At 65.2% G+C, this 17249-nt stretch carries 14 protein-coding genes; 9 read left to right on the top strand and 5 right to left on the bottom strand.

The genetic code is table 11. The annotated features are described in order from the left end of the window. The first annotated feature begins 165 nt into the window (after nt 1-165). From BLU39_RS15020 to BLU39_RS15010, 3 genes are read left to right on the top strand one after another with little or no spacing between them, the layout of a single operon-like run. Entirely contained in the window at nt 166-747 is a 582-nt protein-coding gene (locus BLU39_RS15020) for a DUF2760 domain-containing protein (protein WP_070305115.1), read from the top strand. Next, complete coding sequence (locus BLU39_RS15015; RefSeq protein WP_092714303.1) at nt 744-2624, top strand: Hsp70 family protein; 1881 nt, start codon at nt 744-746, stop codon at nt 2622-2624. Before BLU39_RS15020 ends, BLU39_RS15015 begins: the two co-directional genes overlap by 4 nt. Before the next feature lie 2 nt (nt 2625-2626). Continuing rightward, on the top strand, nt 2627-5398 hold the full coding sequence (locus BLU39_RS15010) for an Hsp70 family protein (protein WP_092714300.1): 2772 nt from the start codon (nt 2627-2629) through the stop codon (nt 5396-5398). A gap of 91 nt (nt 5399-5489) precedes the next feature. On the opposite strand, the gene BLU39_RS15005 is transcribed toward BLU39_RS15010, so the two are convergent. The 3 genes from BLU39_RS15005 to BLU39_RS14995 form a co-directional block, all read right to left on the bottom strand. Next, the gene (locus BLU39_RS15005; RefSeq protein WP_092714298.1) at nt 5490-5888 is read right to left on the bottom strand and encodes a GFA family protein; all 399 of its coding nucleotides are present in this window, start codon (nt 5886-5888) and stop codon (nt 5490-5492) included. 62 nt (nt 5889-5950) lie between these two features. Then, nucleotides 5951-7492, bottom strand: a complete 1542-nt coding sequence (locus tag BLU39_RS15000) for a CHASE2 domain-containing protein (protein WP_175539319.1) — start codon at nt 7490-7492, stop codon at nt 5951-5953. Nucleotides 7493-7612: 120 nt separating this feature from the next. Next, entirely contained in the window at nt 7613-8941 is a 1329-nt protein-coding gene (locus BLU39_RS14995) for a serine hydrolase domain-containing protein (RefSeq protein ID WP_092714294.1), read from the bottom strand. Between the two features lie 225 nt (nt 8942-9166). Here BLU39_RS14995 and BLU39_RS14990 point away from each other — a divergent pair, with 225 nt between their 5' ends. Both BLU39_RS14990 and BLU39_RS14985 read left to right on the top strand, forming a co-directional pair. Next, nucleotides 9167-10309 carry a sigma-54-dependent Fis family transcriptional regulator gene (locus BLU39_RS14990; protein ID WP_092714292.1) on the top strand — a complete coding sequence of 381 codons (1143 nt, stop codon included), beginning with the start codon at nt 9167-9169 and terminating at the stop codon, nt 10307-10309. 143 nt (nt 10310-10452) lie between these two features. Continuing rightward, nucleotides 10453-12261, top strand: coding sequence for an NAD(P)/FAD-dependent oxidoreductase (locus BLU39_RS14985; RefSeq protein WP_092714290.1), 1809 nt, complete (start codon nt 10453-10455; stop codon nt 12259-12261). Nucleotides 12262-12392: 131 nt separating this feature from the next. On the opposite strand, the gene BLU39_RS14980 is transcribed toward BLU39_RS14985, so the two are convergent. Next, nucleotides 12393-12959, bottom strand: coding sequence for a YceI family protein (locus tag BLU39_RS14980; RefSeq protein WP_034756709.1), 567 nt, complete (start codon nt 12957-12959; stop codon nt 12393-12395). Between the two features lie 465 nt (nt 12960-13424). Here BLU39_RS14980 and BLU39_RS14975 point away from each other — a divergent pair, with 465 nt between their 5' ends. From BLU39_RS14975 to BLU39_RS14960, 4 genes are all read left to right on the top strand, one after another. Beyond that, nucleotides 13425-13883 carry a YbaN family protein gene (locus BLU39_RS14975; protein ID WP_092714288.1) on the top strand — a complete coding sequence of 153 codons (459 nt, stop codon included), beginning with the start codon at nt 13425-13427 and terminating at the stop codon, nt 13881-13883. 324 nt (nt 13884-14207) lie between these two features. After that, on the top strand, nt 14208-15017 hold the full coding sequence (locus BLU39_RS14970) for a methionine ABC transporter ATP-binding protein (RefSeq protein ID WP_092714286.1): 810 nt from the start codon (nt 14208-14210) through the stop codon (nt 15015-15017). After that, nucleotides 15010-15684, top strand: coding sequence for a methionine ABC transporter permease (locus BLU39_RS14965; RefSeq protein WP_092714284.1), 675 nt, complete (start codon nt 15010-15012; stop codon nt 15682-15684). The genes BLU39_RS14970 and BLU39_RS14965 overlap by 8 nt, the downstream gene beginning before the upstream one ends. Before the next feature lie 32 nt (nt 15685-15716). After that, nucleotides 15717-16544: a MetQ/NlpA family ABC transporter substrate-binding protein gene (locus BLU39_RS14960; protein WP_072452913.1), complete on the top strand. Its 828-nt coding sequence runs from the start codon at nt 15717-15719 to the stop codon at nt 16542-16544. Nucleotides 16545-16622: 78 nt separating this feature from the next. Here BLU39_RS14960 and BLU39_RS14955 read toward each other — a convergent pair whose 3' ends face one another. Continuing rightward, nucleotides 16623-17240: an OmpW/AlkL family protein gene (locus BLU39_RS14955; RefSeq protein WP_034756695.1), complete on the bottom strand. Its 618-nt coding sequence runs from the start codon at nt 17238-17240 to the stop codon at nt 16623-16625. Between the last annotated feature and the right edge of the window lie 9 nt (nt 17241-17249).

Below are 17249 nucleotides of genomic sequence, written 5' to 3'. Positions count from 1 at the left end.
CTGGCTGCGCGGGCGGCGGCGACTTTGGCGCCGGGCCGGTAGCTGGTATCATGCGGGCAAACGCAGCCGGCCGTACAGGCCCGGCACAGGCACTACCCTGCGAAGCGGCCCCGCCACCGGGCGCGCCGCCGACGCCACCCTACAGATCAGAGAAACGAGTTCCCTATGAGCACATCATCGTCCCACCCATCGTTCTGGCGCCGTGTCCCGCTGGCTTTCGGCGCTTTCTTCAGCACCCTGTCGGACGCCGCCTATGCGGCCCGCGTGGAAAAGCTGTCCTTGCCCGAGGCTGCTCCCGTCGCGCCAGCGGCCCCGGCGCCAGCCCCCGTGCCGACACCGGCCGCCGCGCCCGTCATCTTGAAGGAAGCGACGCCCGATGCGGCCCTGCAACTGCTGGCCCTGCTGCAACGCGAAGCGCGCTTGATCGATTTTACGCAGGAAAACCTGGGCAGTCATGCGGACGCCGACATCGGCGCGGCCGCCCGCGTCGTGCATGAAGGCTGCGCCAAGGTCATGCGCGAATATTTCACCATCGATGCCGTGCGCCAGGAAGCCGAGGGCAGCCGCATCGTCCTGCAGGAAGGTTTTGACTCCGCCCAGGTGCGCCTGACGGGCAACGTGGTCGGTTCGGCGCCATTCACGGGTACCTTGAGCCACCGCGGCTGGCGCGCCTCCAGCGTGCGCCTGCCGAAACTGAGCGCGCAGCACGACGCCGCCATCCTGGCACCGGCCGAGGTGGAACTGTGAACGACACAAGGAACGCCACCCCGAACACCGCGCGCTACGCCATCGGCATCGACCTGGGCACCACGCACAGCGCCCTGTCGTATGTGAACCTGGTCGAGAGCGACGGCGAAAAGTCCAGCCACGGCGTGCTGAAAGTGCCGCAACTGTCGGCGCCGGGCACCGTCGAAGAACTGTCGCTGCTGCCATCGTTCGTCTACCTGCCGCACGCCGATGAAGTGGCGGCCGGCGACCTGGCCCTGCCCTGGGTTACCGAGGAAGCGGAAGCGCCGTTCGTCGTCGGCGAAATGGCCCGCAGCCGCGGCGCCACCACGCCTATCCGTCTGGTGTCAAGCGCGAAAAGCTGGCTGTGCCACCCGGGCGTGGACCGCCGCGCGGCCATCTTGCCGAACGACGCGCCGGCCGAAGTGGCGCGCATCTCGCCGATCACGGCCGCCACGCGCTACCTGACGCACTTGCGCCAGGCCTGGGACAACGCCCACCCGCAAGCGCCGTTCGCCGAGCAGGAAATCACGGTGACGATTCCCGCCTCGTTCGACCCGGCCGCGCGCGAGCTGACGATGGAAGCGGCGCAGGCGGCTGGCTATTCCTCGTTGACCTTGCTGGAAGAGCCGCAGGCGGCTCTGTACAGCTGGATCCAGACGAGCGAAGGACGCTGGCGCAAGGAAGTCAAGCCGGGCGACATCATTTTGGTCGTCGACGTGGGCGGCGGCACCAGCGACTTTTCGCTGATCGCCGTGCTCGAACGCGACGGCGTGCTGGAACCGCACCGCGTGGCCGTCGGTGAACACATCCTGCTCGGTGGCGACAATATGGACCTGGCGCTGGCCCACCTGGTGGCGCGCAAGCTGGCCGCCAACGGCACCCAGCTCGACGCCTGGCAAATGCGTGCGCTGACCTATGGCTGCCGCAGCGCCAAGGAAAGCCTGCTGGCAGACAGTGGCATGGAAACGGCACCCATCGTCGTGCCGAGCCGCGGCTCGAAACTGATCGGCGGCTCCATCCGCACGGAACTGACGCGCGCGGAAGTGTCCACCTTCATCCTCGACGGTTTCTTCCCGCAAGTGGAAGCATCGAGCCGCCCTGCCGTACGCACGCGCGCCGGCCTGACGCAACTGGGCTTGCCGTATGCGCAGGACGCGGCCATCACGCGCCACCTGGCCGCCTTCCTGGGCCGGCAAGTGGCGGCGACTGCCGAACTGGAAGGCTTTGCGGGCCGCCAGGCGGACGGCGCCAGCTTTTTGCACCCGACGGCCGTGCTGTTCAACGGCGGCGTCTTCAAGTCCGACTTGCTGGTCCAGCGCATCATGGCGACCGTCAACGACTGGCTGTACATGGAAGGCGCGGAACCGGCGCGCATGCTGGCCGGGGCCGACCTGGACCTGGCCGTCGCACGCGGCGCGGCCTACTACAGCTACGTGCGGCGCGGCCATGGCGTGCGCATCCGCGGCGGCACGGCCAGTTCCTTCTATGTCGCCATCGAATCGGCCATGCCCGCCATCCCCGGCATGGAACCGCCGATCCAGGCCTTGTGCGTGGCGCCGTTCGGCATGGAAGAAGGCAGCGAACTGGAACTGCCGGGCCAGCAATTCGGCCTCGTCGTGGGCGAACCCGTGCACTTCCGCTTCTTCGCCTCGTCCACGCGCCGCAACGACCAGATCGGCGACCTGCTCGACTTCTGGGGTCCCGATGAACTGCAGGAACTGAGCGAAATCCAGGCGACCTTGTCCGCCGAAGGCCGTCAGGCTGGCGATGTGGTGCAGGTGAAACTGCATGCGCGCGTGACGGAAGCGGGCACCCTGGAACTGCTGGCCGTTTCCACTGACGGCGCCGAGCGCTGGAAAGTGGAATTCGACGTGCGCGGCACGCCGCAGCCATAAGCATGCGCGGCGCTGAGGGCAAGCCGGCCTTCCTGGTCGGCATCGACCTGGGCACCACCAACACGGTGGTGGCCTATGCCAAGGCGAATGATGCGCAGGCTGAAATAAACCTGTTCGCCATCGAGCAGCTGGTCGCTCCCGGCGAAGTGGGCGCACGCCCGCTGCTGCCCTCCTTGCGCTACCATCCCGCCGCCGGCGAACTGGCGGCGGGCGACTTGCAGCTGCCTTGGCCGCAGCAGGACCTGGAGCATGCCGTGCTGGGCGCCCTGGCGCGCCAGCTCGGCGCCCAGGTACCGGGACGCCTCGTTTCCAGCGCGAAGAGCTGGCTGTCGCATGCGAACGTGGACCGCCAGGCGCCCATCCTGCCGTGGGGCGCCGATGCCGATGTGGCCAAAGTGTCGCCCGTGGCGGCCAGCGCCAGCTACCTTGCCTACGTGCGCGCCGCGTGGAATCACCGCTTCCCGGACTCTCCCCTGGAAGAGCAGGAACTGGTGCTGACCATCCCCGCCTCGTTCGACGAGGGTGCGCGCGCACTCACATTGGCATCGGCGCGCATGGCGGGCTTGCCCACCCTGCGGCTGGTGGAAGAACCGCAGGCGGCCTTTTATGACTACCTGCAGCGCCGGCGCGCCACCCTGCGCGACGACTTGGCCGACACGCGCCGCATTCTGGTCTGCGACGTGGGGGGAGGCACCACGGATTTCAGCCTGATCGACGTGGCCTTCGATGACGACGGCGAACCGCAGCTCACGCGCAGCAGCGTGGGCAACCATTTGATACTGGGCGGCGACAATATGGACCTGGCGCTGGCCCACCTCGTGGAAACGCGCATGGCCGCTGGCATCGACGGCGGCATGAAGCTGTCTGCCGCGCGATTGTCGCAGCTGATGGAACGCTGCCGCGCCGCCAAGGAACTGCTGCTGTCGCAGGACGCGCCCGACAAGGCCACCGTCACCCTGCTGGGCGGCGGGTCGCGTTTGATCGGCGGCAGCCGTTCGGCCGACATCACGCGCGAAGAAGTGGCGACCATGGTGGTCGACGGTTTCTTCCCGAAGGTGGAATTCACCGAGACGGCGAAAAAAGGCCGCGCGGGCATCGTCGAATTCGGCCTGCCGTATGCGCAGGACGCGGCCATCACGCGCCACCTGGCCAGCTTTCTGCAGCAACACCAAGGGGCATTGCCCGACACCCTGCTGCTGAACGGCGGCGTGTTCCGCGCCGACGCGCTGGCGCGCCGCCTGGCCGACACGCTCGCCCACTGGCGCGGTGCTCCGCTCACCATCCTGCACAACGATAATCCCGACGTGGCCGTGGCCCGTGGCGCCGTCGCCTACGCGCTGGCCCGCCGTGGCCAGGCGCCGCGCATCGGCGGCGGCTCGCCGCGCAGCTATTTCCTCGTGCTGGGCGAAGCGGGCAAGGACCACCGGGCCGTGTGCATCCTGCCCCGCGGCAGCGCCAGCGGCGAAGAAATCCGCCTGACGGAGCGCCTGTTCGCGCTGCGCCTGGGCCGGCCCGTGCGCTTCCACCTGGCCACCTCGCTTGCCGAAGCGGGCACGCCGCCGCGACTGGGCGAGATCGTCGACCTGGACGCCGGCGAATACCTGCGCCTGCCGCCGCTGGCCTGCGTGCTGCAGGCGGAAAGCGGCGACAAGCGAGAGATCACCGTGCAGCTGGCAACCGTCATGACGGAAGTCGGGACTTTGGAAGTGCATTGCGTGGCCGAAGCCGACGCCGGCCAGCGCTGGCTGCTGGAATTTCAATTACGGGGCGAAGACGAAGCGCCGGCAGAAACGTCCAGCGTGCCGCCACGCGTGAAAGAAGCCATCGAGAAGATCGAGCGCATTTTCGGCGGCAAGGCGCAAAAGGTCGACGTCAAGGAAGTACGCCAGCTGCGCCAGCACCTGGAACGAGGCTTGGGCGGACGCGAAAGCTGGGAGACTCCCCTGCTGCGCCAGCTGTTCGACGCCCTGATGCTGCGCGCACGCGGCCGGCGCCGCTCCGCCGAGCATGAGCGGGTGTGGCTGAACCTGGCCGGCTACTGCCTGCGTCCCGGCTATGGCGATGCGCTTGATCCATGGCGCATCGAGCAGCTGTGGGCCCTGTTCGACACGGGCGTCCAGCACCACAAGGACAACCAGGTGTGCGCCGAATGGTGGACCCTGTGGCGCCGGGTGGCCGGCGGCTTGAATTCGGAGCAGCAACTGCGCCTGCTCGACGACTTCGCCTTCAACCTGCAAGCCGACGCGGCCCAGCGCGGCAGCCGCCCCGTCACGCTGGTGAACGGCAGCGACGACGACATGCTGCGCCTGGGCGCGTCGCTCGAGCGCATCCCGGGCGCCTACAAGGCGGAAGTGGGCGCCTGGCTGATCAAGCGGCTGGAGAAAGCCGGCAAGAAAGGCGAAGCGGCGGACACGAATACCTTGTGGGCGCTGGCCAGGGTCGGCGCGCGCCAGCCCTTCCACGGCAGCGCGCACGAAGTGGTCGACAGCGCCACCGTGTCCGATTGGCTGGACGTGCTGCTGGCGCTGGACTGGAAGAAGACGGAACCGGCGGCGTTTGCCGCCGCCCACCTGGCGCGCATGACGGGCGACCGCTCGCGCGACATCGGCGACGAGCTGCGCGCCGCCATCCTCGCCCGCCTGAAAGCCGTCGGCGCCCCGTCCCTGTGGCAGGCCATGGTCAGCGAAGTGACGCAGCTGGACGAAGCGAATACCAAGCGCATGCTGGGCGAGGCGCTGCCGCCGGGCTTGAAGCTGATAGGCCGACATCATTGATCACGTAGGTCGGATTAGCCCGGAGGGCGTAATCCGACAACATCGTCGGCAGCACCTGTCGGATTACGCGGCGTGCCGCCGCTAATCCGACCTACCCCTCGCTACGCTCCCCGCGATACCGTGGCAAACCGTCGGCCAGCTTCACCCACTCCAGTTGCGTGTCCGTATAAATATGGCTGTGAGGCGGCAGCTGTTCCGGGCTGTCCAGGCTACCGGTGGTCAAGCCGACCTCGTCCGGGTCGCGCTCATCCTCGAACGTCAGCTGCGTGCCGCAGCAGGGACAAAAACTGCGCGTGCAGTGTTCGCTGGAAGCATAGGGCGTGGCCTGTCCCCGCAGCCAGCGAAAATTCGCCCTCGGCACGCTGAACCAGGCAACGAACGGCGCGCCCGACGCGCGGCGGCACATCGAGCAATGGCAGGCCGTTTCATGGAAGGCGCCCGTGCCCGCTTCGTAGCGCACGTCGCCGCATAAACATCCTCCGCTCAGCATGGCATCCTCCTGCAAATGAAAAAGGCGCCCAGTGTAGCGCCGCTGCGGCGCCACGGTTTGCGCTAGATCAGGGCAATGATCAACAGCAGCACCGCCAGCGGCGCCTGCACCAGCACGATGCCCGGATGCGTGCGGCGCAACTGCGCCCACACGGACAGGCCCGGCACTTCCTCGTGCGGATGGTGGGCTTCATCGCGCAGCGACATCGCGTGCAGGAACATGCCGGCGATCAGGGGGCCGGGATTGACCCACCAGCCCTGCTCGAGCAAGCCGCGCGACAGGTAGATGGCCAGCGCGCCGATGGCCAGCGGCGAGGCCCATACCAGCGCCAGTATCAGACGGATGCCATAGAATTCGGCCAGTGTCCCCATGCGGTGCGAACGGCTGACATCGTGGTCTTCCATGCGCTTGTCGATGGCCAGCTCGGCGCGGCCGTACAGGGTCCACAGGCCGCCGAACAGGCAGCCCAGCAGCACGCCGATGACGATATCGGCCACGAACACCGCATATTTGTTGACGTCGGCCGTGCCGATGCCCAGCGAGGTGTGGGCGGCCGCGTGCAGGTGCAGGCCGGCCTGCTCGCCTTCGGCCGTCGTATAGCGGTCGCGCACGTCATACGTGCTGCCGATGTACACGACATCCTTGCGCGGCGCTCCGGCGTCCACGCCGGCCTGGCCATCGATCAGTTTGACGCGCGTGCGCGTGGGGTTGAGGAATTGCGGCGCCACGGCGGCCGGGTGGAACGGCGCCGTGACGGCATTCTGTTCGGCCGCCGCCCTGGCGTCGCCGCGGATGACGGGTTCGAACGCCCAGCGCGCCAGCTCCTTTTCGCTGTTCGTGCGCCGGGCCAGCTGGCACACGCGGCCGGCCAGCGCCAGCACTTCCTTTTGCTCGGACAAGGTGGCCGGCATGGGCTGCTTCTGTTCCTGCTCGTCGGCGCCATGCGCCAGCTCGAAGGCGACTGCCGCCAGCACGGGGCTTTTCAGCTCGATGCGCGTGACGGCGCCCATGCGCTCGCGGATGCGCGGACTGGCGAAATGAATGCCGGCCGCGCAGCGCGCGCGTATCCACGGCAGGTTCGCGTTCTGGTCCGATTGTTCGGGCAGGATCAGCACCAGTTGACGGCCATCGGCGGCCAGCCGGTCGAGCAGGCGGTCCAGCGGCCGCTCGCCCGCCTTGTGCTGTTCGTACACGGCCGGCGCCAGGTCCAGGTCGATGGCCAGCACCTTGCTGCCGCGCGCGGCGGCGCTGGCGATCAATTGCTCCAGGCGCGAGCGCTCCAGCGGTTCGCGCTCGTCGAAGACCTGTTCGAACGCGGGCTGGTCGATTTCGATGATGCCGGGGCGGTAGGCGGCGCCCGGGTCCTTGCCCCGGTCCAGCAACTGCTCCTGCGCCGCGCTGGCCCGCAGCATGGCCGCATCGAGCCATTCGAGCACGTGAAACCCTTCCAGCGCCAGCATCAGCGCGGCGATCAGGCTGGCGCCGATCACGTGGTGCAGCAGATGCGTGCCCGTCAGCTTGAAGGCCGAGCCCAGCTGGGCGGCCGGCCACAGCAGGCGCCGCCAGCGTGGCGGGCGCGGTTGATCCGGCGGGCTGCTTTCCACGGTGCGCTCCCTTGCGTGCGATGCCTGAATTGCCATTCAAGCAATAAATGATGACGAAAGGATAGTGTATTGCAGTTGTGCCCGTTTCGCCGCACGGCTGGCACGGGCCAACCTGGCAGCCTACTGCGGCCTGGCCAGCAGCAGCTTGCCCAGCGCTTCAAAGGCTGGCGTGGTGGTCGGATCGTTGGCCGCGTTGGCCGCCGTCGGCGTGGAGGCGAAACGCACGATCACCATTTCCGCCTTCGGATCGATGTAGATGCGCTGGCCGTACACGCCGCGCGCCATGTAGGCGCCATGGTCGTTATGCGTGACCCACCACATGTCGCGGTAGCTCCAGCCCTTGAGCAAATCGTAGCCGCCCTTGGCGAACAGCTGCTTGTCGCCGCCACGGCGGATATCGTCGACGGCCGCCTTCGGAATGATTTGCTGGCCGTTGTAGCGGCCGTCGTTGCGCAGCATCTCGCCGAAGCGGGCCAGGTCGCGCAAGCCCGCGCTCAAGCCGCCGCCGGCAAACGGCGTGCCCGTCGAATCGACCGACATATAGGCATCCTGCTCGGCGCCCAGCTTTTGCCAGACATGCTCGGACAGGTAGTCGTTGACGTTCCGCCCCGTGACCCTGGCGATGATCCATCCCAGCACGTCCGAATTGACCGTGCGGTAGCCGAAGCCCTCGCCATGTTTTCCCTCATGCCGCACCGTCTGCAGATACTCGAAATAACTGCGCGGTCCCGCGTAATCCTTGGGCTTGGGCAGCGGATTGCCGGCCGCCGCGTGCTGCCACACTTCCGCGTTCGGGTCGGCATAATCTTCGCTGAATTTCAGGCCCGTGGTCATGTCGAGCACCTGGCGCACGGTGGCGTCGCCAAACGCGGATTTGGCGAGTTCCGGCACGTACTCGGCCACCTTCTTGCCCGGATCGAGCTTGCCTTCGGCCACCAGGGCCGCGCCGATGGTGCCCATCACGGACTTCGTCACCGACATGGCGCCATGCTGGCCGCCCTCCTTCAATACGCCGAAATAGCGTTCGTACACGATGCGGCCCCGGTGCAGCACGACGATGCCGTCCGTGTAATTGGCGCCCAGCGACTGCTCCCACGTCATCGTCTCCTTCGCGCCCAGTGGCGTGAAGCGCAGGCCGTCGATATCCTTGCGCAGCGCGCGCCGCAAAGGCAGGGGCGCGGTCAAGCCGCGTGACACTGCCACCGTCGGCATCAGCTGGCGGAAGTGCGACACGCTCCAGCGCAGCTGCGGAAAATTGAAATAGCTGCCATCGTCGAAGCGGATGATTTTATCGGCCGGCGGCGGCGCGCCCACCATCCATTGCAATGCGGCCGGGTCGCTGGCGGCGGCCGACAGCGGCGCCGTCGTCTCTGCAGCATGGGCGCCGGCGGCCAGCGCCAGGCAGGCGGCGGCCAGGGCCAGGCGGCGGGTTGGTGGCAGTGTCGTCATGCATTTCTCCTGTCATGGCTGGCGCCGGCGGCGGCGCTCGCTTCATGCGATGCATGCTAACAGAGAAACTTTTTTATCTTGTTCTACGGCATCCTATTGTGCGGGCCACACGCTGAGACCATCGTCTCACGCGCGCGCCATGCTGCAGCGCAGGATGCGCGGCCTGGCGCTTCGTGCTACAAACGAAAACACCATAAAAACTGACACGAGACACTGGAGAGCGCCATGCCCTACGTCCGCCAGACCAGCCATATCGACCGCGTGCGCGACCTGATCGCCGGCCGTATCGTCAATCCGGGCGCCGATACGGCCAGGCTCGCGTCGTCGTACCGGCGCTCGCTCGACGACTACCGGCTCGACCCCGCTTCCACCACGGGGCCGCGCATCCTGACGGGCGCCGAATTGCGCGCCATCCAGCAGTCCGAGGAAGATTTTCTGCGTTCCACGGGCCAGTGCCTGCCGCGCCTGCACGCCATGGTGCGTGAAGCGGGCTATTGCGTCATCCTCGCCAATGCGCGCGGCGTGACGATCGATTACGCGGTCGATACGGACCAGCGCAAGGATTTCAAAAAGGCTGGCCTGTACCCGGGTTCGTGCTGGTCGGAAGAAGAGGAAGGCACGTGCGGCATCGCCTCCGTGCTGCTCGACCAGGAAGCCATCACCGTGCACAAGACCGACCATTTTCGCGCCGCGTTCACGGGCCTGACCTGCAGCGCCGCGCCGATCTTTTCGCCGCACGGCGACTTGATCGGCGTGCTCGATGCGTCGGCCTTGCGTTCACCCGACGCGCGCGACAGCCAGCGCCTCGTCAAGCAGCTGGTGCGGCAAGGCGCGACCCTGATCGAGGACGGTTTTTTCCTCAAGTCCTACAGCCATTGCTGCATCCTGCTGGCGCACCGCAACCGCCACTTCGTCGAAGTGCAGCCGGAGATACTGCTCGCCATCGACGAACATGGCGACATCGTCGCCGCCAACCGCTGCGCGCGCGACGTCATCGCGGGCCTCGGCAGCCTGCCGCGTCCCGTCGCGGACGTGCTGGAAGTGCGCGCCGAGAGGCTGTTCGATGCGCGCGCGGGACGCAGTCTGCTGTCCTTGCGCCTGGCCGGCGGCAGCACCTGGCTGCATGCGCGCGTGCGCGCGCCGCAGCGATCGGCCAAGGCGCGTCCGCACGCCATGCGCGAGGCGCCCGCCGCGCAAGACGTGGTGGCCTACACGGCGCCGGAACTGGCCGAACGCACGCGCATCGTCCACGCCATGAACGCCGCCAAATGGCGCCCGCTGCAGGCGGCCGCCATGCTGGGCATCTCGCGCGCCACCCTGTACCGGCGCCTCAAGCAACTGCACATCGTGGCGCCGCACCGGCAATGATGCGACAAACGCGCTGAGACTTCCGTCTCAGTAGCGGCCATGCTGCGCTGCGCAATGCGGCGCCGGAACGCCAGTGTTACAACATCGTCAGCGGCAACACAGCCGCATCCCATCATAAAGTCAGCAGACTTGGAGGAGACACGATGCAAACCGATATCAACCCGCACGACCTGGCCGTGGCCGGCGTCCTGGAACAGCTCGAAGGCTTTCTTCGCGCCAGCGACGGCACGGGCGCCGCGCAACTGTTCGAACAGGACGGCTACTGGCGCGACCTGGTGCTGTTTACCTGGAACCTGAAAACCCTGGAAGGCCGCGAGCAGATCGCCGCCATGCTGGCCGCGCAACTGGGCGCCGTGCAGCCGGTCTCCATCCGCATCGCCGATGGCGAGCATGCGGTGGAAGCCGGCGGCGTGCTGCAAAGCTGGATCACGGTGGAAACGAACGTGGCGCGCGGCGTGGGCTTCATCCGCATCCGTGACGGCAAGATCTGGACCCTGCTCACCACCATGAGCGAATTGAAGGGGTTTGAGGAAGCCAAGGGCGGCCGTCGGCCCATGGGCGCGGAACACGGCGCGCGCACCAACCGCAGCAGCTGGCTCGAGCACCGCGAGAAGGAAGCGGCGGAACTGGGCTACGCGCGCCAGCCCTACTGCGTCATCATCGGCGGTGGCCAGGGCGGCATCGCGCTCGGTGCGCGCCTGCGCCAGCTGAACGTCCCCACCATCATCATCGAGAAAAACGCGCGCCCCGGCGACAGCTGGCGCAAGCGCTACAAGTCCTTGTGCCTGCACGACCCCGTCTGGTACGACCACATGCCCTACATCCCGTTCCCCGACAACTGGCCCGTCTTCACGCCGAAGGACAAGGTCGGCGACTGGCTGGAAATGTACACCAAGGTGATGGAACTGAACTACTGGGGTTCGACTTCCTGCGAATCGGCCAGCTTCGACGAAGCCACGGGCGAGTGGACGGTGCAGGTGCTGCGCGACGGCCAGCCCGTTACCCTGAAACCCAAGCAGCTGGTGCTGGCCACGGGCATGTCGGGCAAGGCGAACATGCCGAAGTTCAAGGGCATGGAGGTGTTCCAGGGCGAGCAGCAGCACTCGTCGCAGCATCCGGGACCGGACGCGTACGTGGGCAAGAAGGTGGTCGTCATCGGCGCGAACAATTCCGCGCACGATATCTGCGCCGCCCTGTGGGAAGCGGGCGTGGACGTGACCATGGTACAGCGCTCGTCGACGCACATCGTCAAGTCCGATTCGCTGATGGACCTGGCCTTGGGCGACCTGTATTCGGAACGGGCGCTGGCCGCCGGCATGACCACAAACAAGGCCGACCTGACGTTCGCCTCGATCCCGTACAAGATCCTGGCCGACTTCCAGAAGCCCGTCTTCAAGGCCATCCGCGAACGCGATGCGGACTTTTATGCGCGCCTGGAAGAACGGGGCTTCATGCTGGACTTTGGCGACGACGATTCCGGCCTGTTCATGAAGTACCTGCGCCGCGGCTCCGGCTACTACATCGACGTGGGCGCCTCCGAGCTGGTCGCCGAGGGCAAGATCAAGCTGAAAAGCGGCGTCGGCGTGCAGGAATTGAAAGCCCATTCCATCGTGCTGTCCGACGGTACGGAACTGCCAGCCGACCTGGTGGTGTACGCCACCGGCTACGGCTCCATGAATGGCTGGGCGGCGGACCTGATCTCTCCGGAGGTGGCGAACAAGGTGGGCAAGGTATGGGGACTCGGGTCAAGCACGACGAAGGACCCTGGCCCGTGGGAGGGCGAACAGCGCAATATGTGGAAACCCACGCAGCAGCAGGCGCTGTGGTTCCACGGCGGTAACCTGCACCAGTCGCGCCATTATTCCCAGTACCTGTCGCTGCAACTGAAGGCGCGCATGGAAGGGTTGAACACGCCCGTGTATGGGCAGCAGGAGGTGCATCACCTGGCGTGATACCGACTACCTGGACGAAAAAAAACGGCGGGCTATTTGCCCGCCGTTTTTTTCAGCTTCAAACCAAGAGCAAAAACTGGGGTCGGACCCTCAGGGTCCGACCCCGGCAGTGCAGATATCGGGTCTAAAAATTACTGTTTGATGGCTTCGATGGCGAAGGTCAACGTGACATCATCGCTGACGGCCGGCGCATATTTGCCGGCGTTGAACTCCGAGCGCTTGATCTTGGCCGTGGCATTGGCGCCGCAAGCGTCTTTCTTCAGCATCGGGTGCGGTGCGCAGGCGAACGAGGTGACGGTCAGGGTCACTGGTTTGGTCACGCCTTTCAGGGTCAAATTGCCTTCAACGGAGGCCAGCTTGTCGCCGTCGAAGTTGAACTTGGTCGACTTGTAGGTGGCGACCGGATACTTGGCCGTGTCGAGGAAGTCTTCGCCTTGGATGTGCGAGTTGAACAGGGTCGAACCCGTGTCGACGGATTTGGTGTCGATCAGCACTTCGACGGCGCCCGTCTTGGCGGCGCGGTCCAGCGTGACCTTGCCGGTGGTGTTATTGAAACGGCTTTGCTGCGTCGAGAAGCCCATGTGGGTGTACTCGAAACGGGGGAAAGTGTGGCTGCCATCGATGACGTAGACTTCAGGAGCGGCAAAAGCGGACAGGGAGAAGCCGGCGGCGGCGATAAAAGCGAGCAGTTTTTTCATGATGGATTCCTGATAGGAGTGGAGGATGTCAAAACCGCAAGCAGCTGCAGGCGGGAAGCGCTGCGGCTGATTGTCCGGCTTCAGTTGCAACAGATTATGCATGGCATGAAGATCGATGTAAAACGAAAAATATACCTAGTTAGCATCGAAAAATTCGATAATAACGGCAGCGATGTCCGTGACGGCGTCTTCTGCTGCCGATTATTGTCTGCATTGCCAAAAATATCCAGCGTTATCAGATCATCAAATGAGAATGATTCTTGTTATTATTCTCCGGGATTGCTATCATCACGGCCCTGGCGGGCATGCAGCGTCGCCTTGATTCATCCATAATAGAGCAGAACACAGCACAGAAAAAAACATGACGGCCACCCGCCACACCCGCCACGCTATGCGCACCTTGAAGGCGCTTCCCGCCGCCTCCCCGCTCCGCGGCCACGGCCCCACAGCCGGCGCCCTCGCCTGATGCGGCAACCGCACGCCCGGACGCCGCTGCCTGAAGCGCATGGCGCACGCCTGCGCCGCTGGGCGTGGACGGCCGCCGGCGCCCTGATGGTGCTGCTGGGGATCATCGGCGCCATGCTGCCCGTCATGCCGACGACGATTTTCCTCATCCTCGCCCTCGCCTGCTTCAGCCGCGCCTCGCCGCGCCTCGAACACTGGCTGCTGCACCATCGCCGCTTCGGTCCGCCGCTGCGCCAATGGCGCGAGCATCGCGCCGTCTCGCGGCGCGGCAAGGCCATGGCTTGCCTGGGCATGGCCATCGGCTTTGTCGCCATGTGCCTGGGCCATCCGCCGTGGTGGGTCATCGCCATGGTGGGCGCCATGGAAATCGCCGTGCTCGTCTACCTGCTGCGGCGTCCGGAAGGCCCTGCCGCCAGCGGGGCAGAATCTGCCCGCGAAGCAGGCAATGGCGGGCAGTAAACGGCCCTGTCCACGTCGAAGAAACGGCAAGTGAGCCGAACCGCACATAAAAGTACCGCGAGGCGTCCGCAGGGCGCGGCGAACTTTTCACCAGGATGCGGCTCCCGCACGCCCCTCCACGCGATTAAATTCGGCAAGAACGCCGCTTTCCCGCTTTTTTGACTTGAAAACGGACGCATAGACATTATTTGCATATTCAAAGCAAGATTCTGTCGTAGGAGTAATAACACGATCGGAGGTATACTACGCAACCGACGTAACAGGCTGGGCGATTTGGCCCCTGCAAGCGCGCCTGTCACGGTCCAATAAAAAAGGAAACACTGCATGACCACATCCCACCGTACGCCGGTGATTCGCATCGATGGCGCGAACAAGACCTTCGCGCTGCCCAAAGGCGAACAATTCCACGCGGTCAAATCGGTCACGCTGGAAGTCTATCCCGGTGATATTTTCGGCCTGATCGGCAAGAGCGGCGCCGGCAAATCGACCCTGCTGCGTCTGATTAACCTGCTCGAGCGTCCCGACAGCGGCACCATTACCGTGGCCGGGCGCGAATTGACGAGCCTGAGCAAGAGCGACTTGCGCGATGCGCGCCAGAACATCGGCATGATTTTCCAGCAGTTCAATCTGCTGCAGAATGCCACCGTCTTCGACAACGTCGCCTTCCCCCTGAAAATCCATGGCACGACCAAGGGCGAGCAGATCGCCGCCCGGGTCGAGGAGTGCCTGGCGCTCGTCGGCCTGTCCGACAAGCTGCACAGCTATCCGGCCCAATTGTCCGGCGGGCAGAAGCAGCGCGTGGCCATCGCCCGCGCGCTGGCCAGCCACCCCGACGTGCTGCTGTGCGACGAGCCGACGTCCGCGCTGGACGCGGAAACGACGCGCGCCCTGCTCGACACCCTGCGCGACATCAATGCGCGCCTCGGCGTGACCATCGTCATCGTCAGCCATGAGCTGTCGGTGCTGGGCGCCATCTGCAACCGCGTCGCCGTCGTGGAAAAAGGCGCCATCGCCGAACAATTCGACTTGAGCGACACGGCTACCCCGCGCAAGACGGCGCTGGGACGCGAGCTGGCTTATTACGGCACCGAGGCGTTTGAAGCCACCGCATGGAAGGATGCAACACATGTTTGAAGAATCGATCAATAACGTCATCAACCTGCTGCCGGAAATCTGGGTGGCGCTGGGCCAGACCATGACGATGCTGGGCATTGGCCTCACGGCCGCCATCCTGGTCGGCGGCCCGCTGGGCATCTTGCTGTTCCTCGTATCGGAAGGCCAGTCGCTGGAAAACCGTCCGCTGTCGATGATCCTCGGCTGGCTGGTCAATACCGTACGCAGCTTCCCCTTCATCATCCTGCTCGTCGCCCTGACGCCGTTTACGCGCATCATCGCGGGCACCTCGATCGGCCCGCTGGCGGCCAGCGTGCCGCTGTCGTTCGCCGCCATTCCCTACCTGGCGCGCCTGGTGGAACAGAACCTGCGCGAAGTGCCGCGCGGCGTGATCGAGGCGGCGCACGCCATGGGCGCGTCGGAAATGCAGATCATCTTCCGCGTGCTGCTGGTCGAAGCGCGTTCCGGCCTCGTGCTGGCGCTGACCGTGCTGTCGATCAGCTTCCTGTCGTATTCGGCCGTGGCCGGCGTGGTGGGCGGCGGCGGCATCGGCGACCTGGCCATCCGCTACGGCTACTACCGCTTCGAGACGGACATCATGGTCGCCACCGTGGCCATCCTGATCGTGCTGGTGCAAACCATCCAGTTCGCCGGCACGCGCATCGCCAAGCGCCTCGACAAACGTTAATTCATCTTCAGTATTTCAGTACAAGGAAAAGCATGAACCACATTCGCCGCACCCTGCTCGTCGCCGCCACCAGCCTGGCCTTCGCCACCGCCGCCCACGCCAAGGACCCGAAAGAACTCGTCATCGGCACCAGTTCCGGCCCGTATTCGGACCAGCTGAAGCTGGGCATCAAGCCCATCCTGGAAAAACAGGGCTACAAGGTCAAGATCGTGGAATTCAACGACTACGTGCAGCCGAACTACGCGCTGGCCGAAGGCTCGCTGGACGCCAACGTGTTCCAGCACATCGTCTATCTGACCAAGTTCGCCACCGATAACAAGCTGCCATTGAGCCCCCTGATCACCGTGCCGACCATGCCGATCGGCCTGTACGGCGGCAAGCAAAAATCCTTGGCCGACGTCAAGAACGGCGCCACCATCACCATGCCGAACGACCCGACCAACCAGGCGCGCGCGCTGGTGATGCTGGCCAAGATGGGCTGGATCAAACTGAAACCGAACGTCGACCCGCTGCGCGCGTCCGAGCGCGACGTGCTGGAAAACCCGAAGAAGCTGAAGCTGGTGCCGCTGGAAGCGGCGCAGCTGCCACGTTCGCTGGCGGACGCCGACTACGCTTTCGTCAACGGCAACTTCGCCCTGGCCGCCGGCATGAAGCTGACCTCGGCCCTCGCCGTGGAAAAGATCTCGGACAGCTACATCAACCTGGTCGCCATCCGCACGGCCGACAAGGCCAAGCCATGGGTCAAGGACCTGGAAGCGGCCTACCGCTCGCGCGCCTTCCTCGACGCGACGAACAAATACCTGGCCGGCTACGAAAAGACGGACTACCAGCTGGCGCTGGAAAAGACGCTGAAAAAATAAACGGTACGCTTGAAACGTAAAAAAGGACGGCTGTTGCCGTCCTTTTTTTTCGCCCGCGCTGCGCGGGCATGCCTATACTTAGAAGCGGTAACCGACGCCGACGCCGATCAGGAGAGGATCGACCTTGACTTCGCTGGCCTTGGCGCCACCGATGAAGACGTCGCTGCGGATCTGCACTTTCTTGATGTCGAAGTTCAGGGACCAGTTTTTATCCAGTTTGTAGTCGACACCGGCTTGCAGCGAGTAACCCCAGCTGTCGTGTTCCAGGCGGCCGGCGCCGTTCAGCAATTTCACGTCCGAGATATTCGTGTAGTTGATGCCGGCACCCACGTAAGGGCTGAACTGTTTTTCAGGCATGAAGTGGTATTGCAGCGACAGGGTCGGCGGCAAGTGCTTGAAGGTACCGATATTGTTGCCGTCGAGCTTGACGTCATGCTTTTGCGGGTAGGTCAGAATCAGCTCGGCAGCGATATTCGGGGTGAAGAAGTACGAAATATCGATTTCAGGAATCGTCTTGCTGCTGACCGTCAAACGGTCGGATGCGCCGACGCCACCAACAGGAGCAGATTTATCGGCCGGATCGAGGTGCACGGCGCGCGCACGGACCAGCCATGGGCCTTCCTGTGCCATTGCGTTGCTGGCGAATGCGCCGATGGCGGCCAGGACGATTGCTGCTGCAGTTGCGGACTTTTTCATTCTAGTTCC

Origin of the sequence: Janthinobacterium sp. OK676 (assembly GCF_900103595.1) — a bacterium.
GTDB lineage: Bacteria > Pseudomonadota > Gammaproteobacteria > Burkholderiales > Burkholderiaceae_D > Janthinobacterium.
The sequence above is the reverse complement of the archived record's forward strand: the minus strand, read 5'-3'. Positions and strand labels throughout refer to the sequence as shown.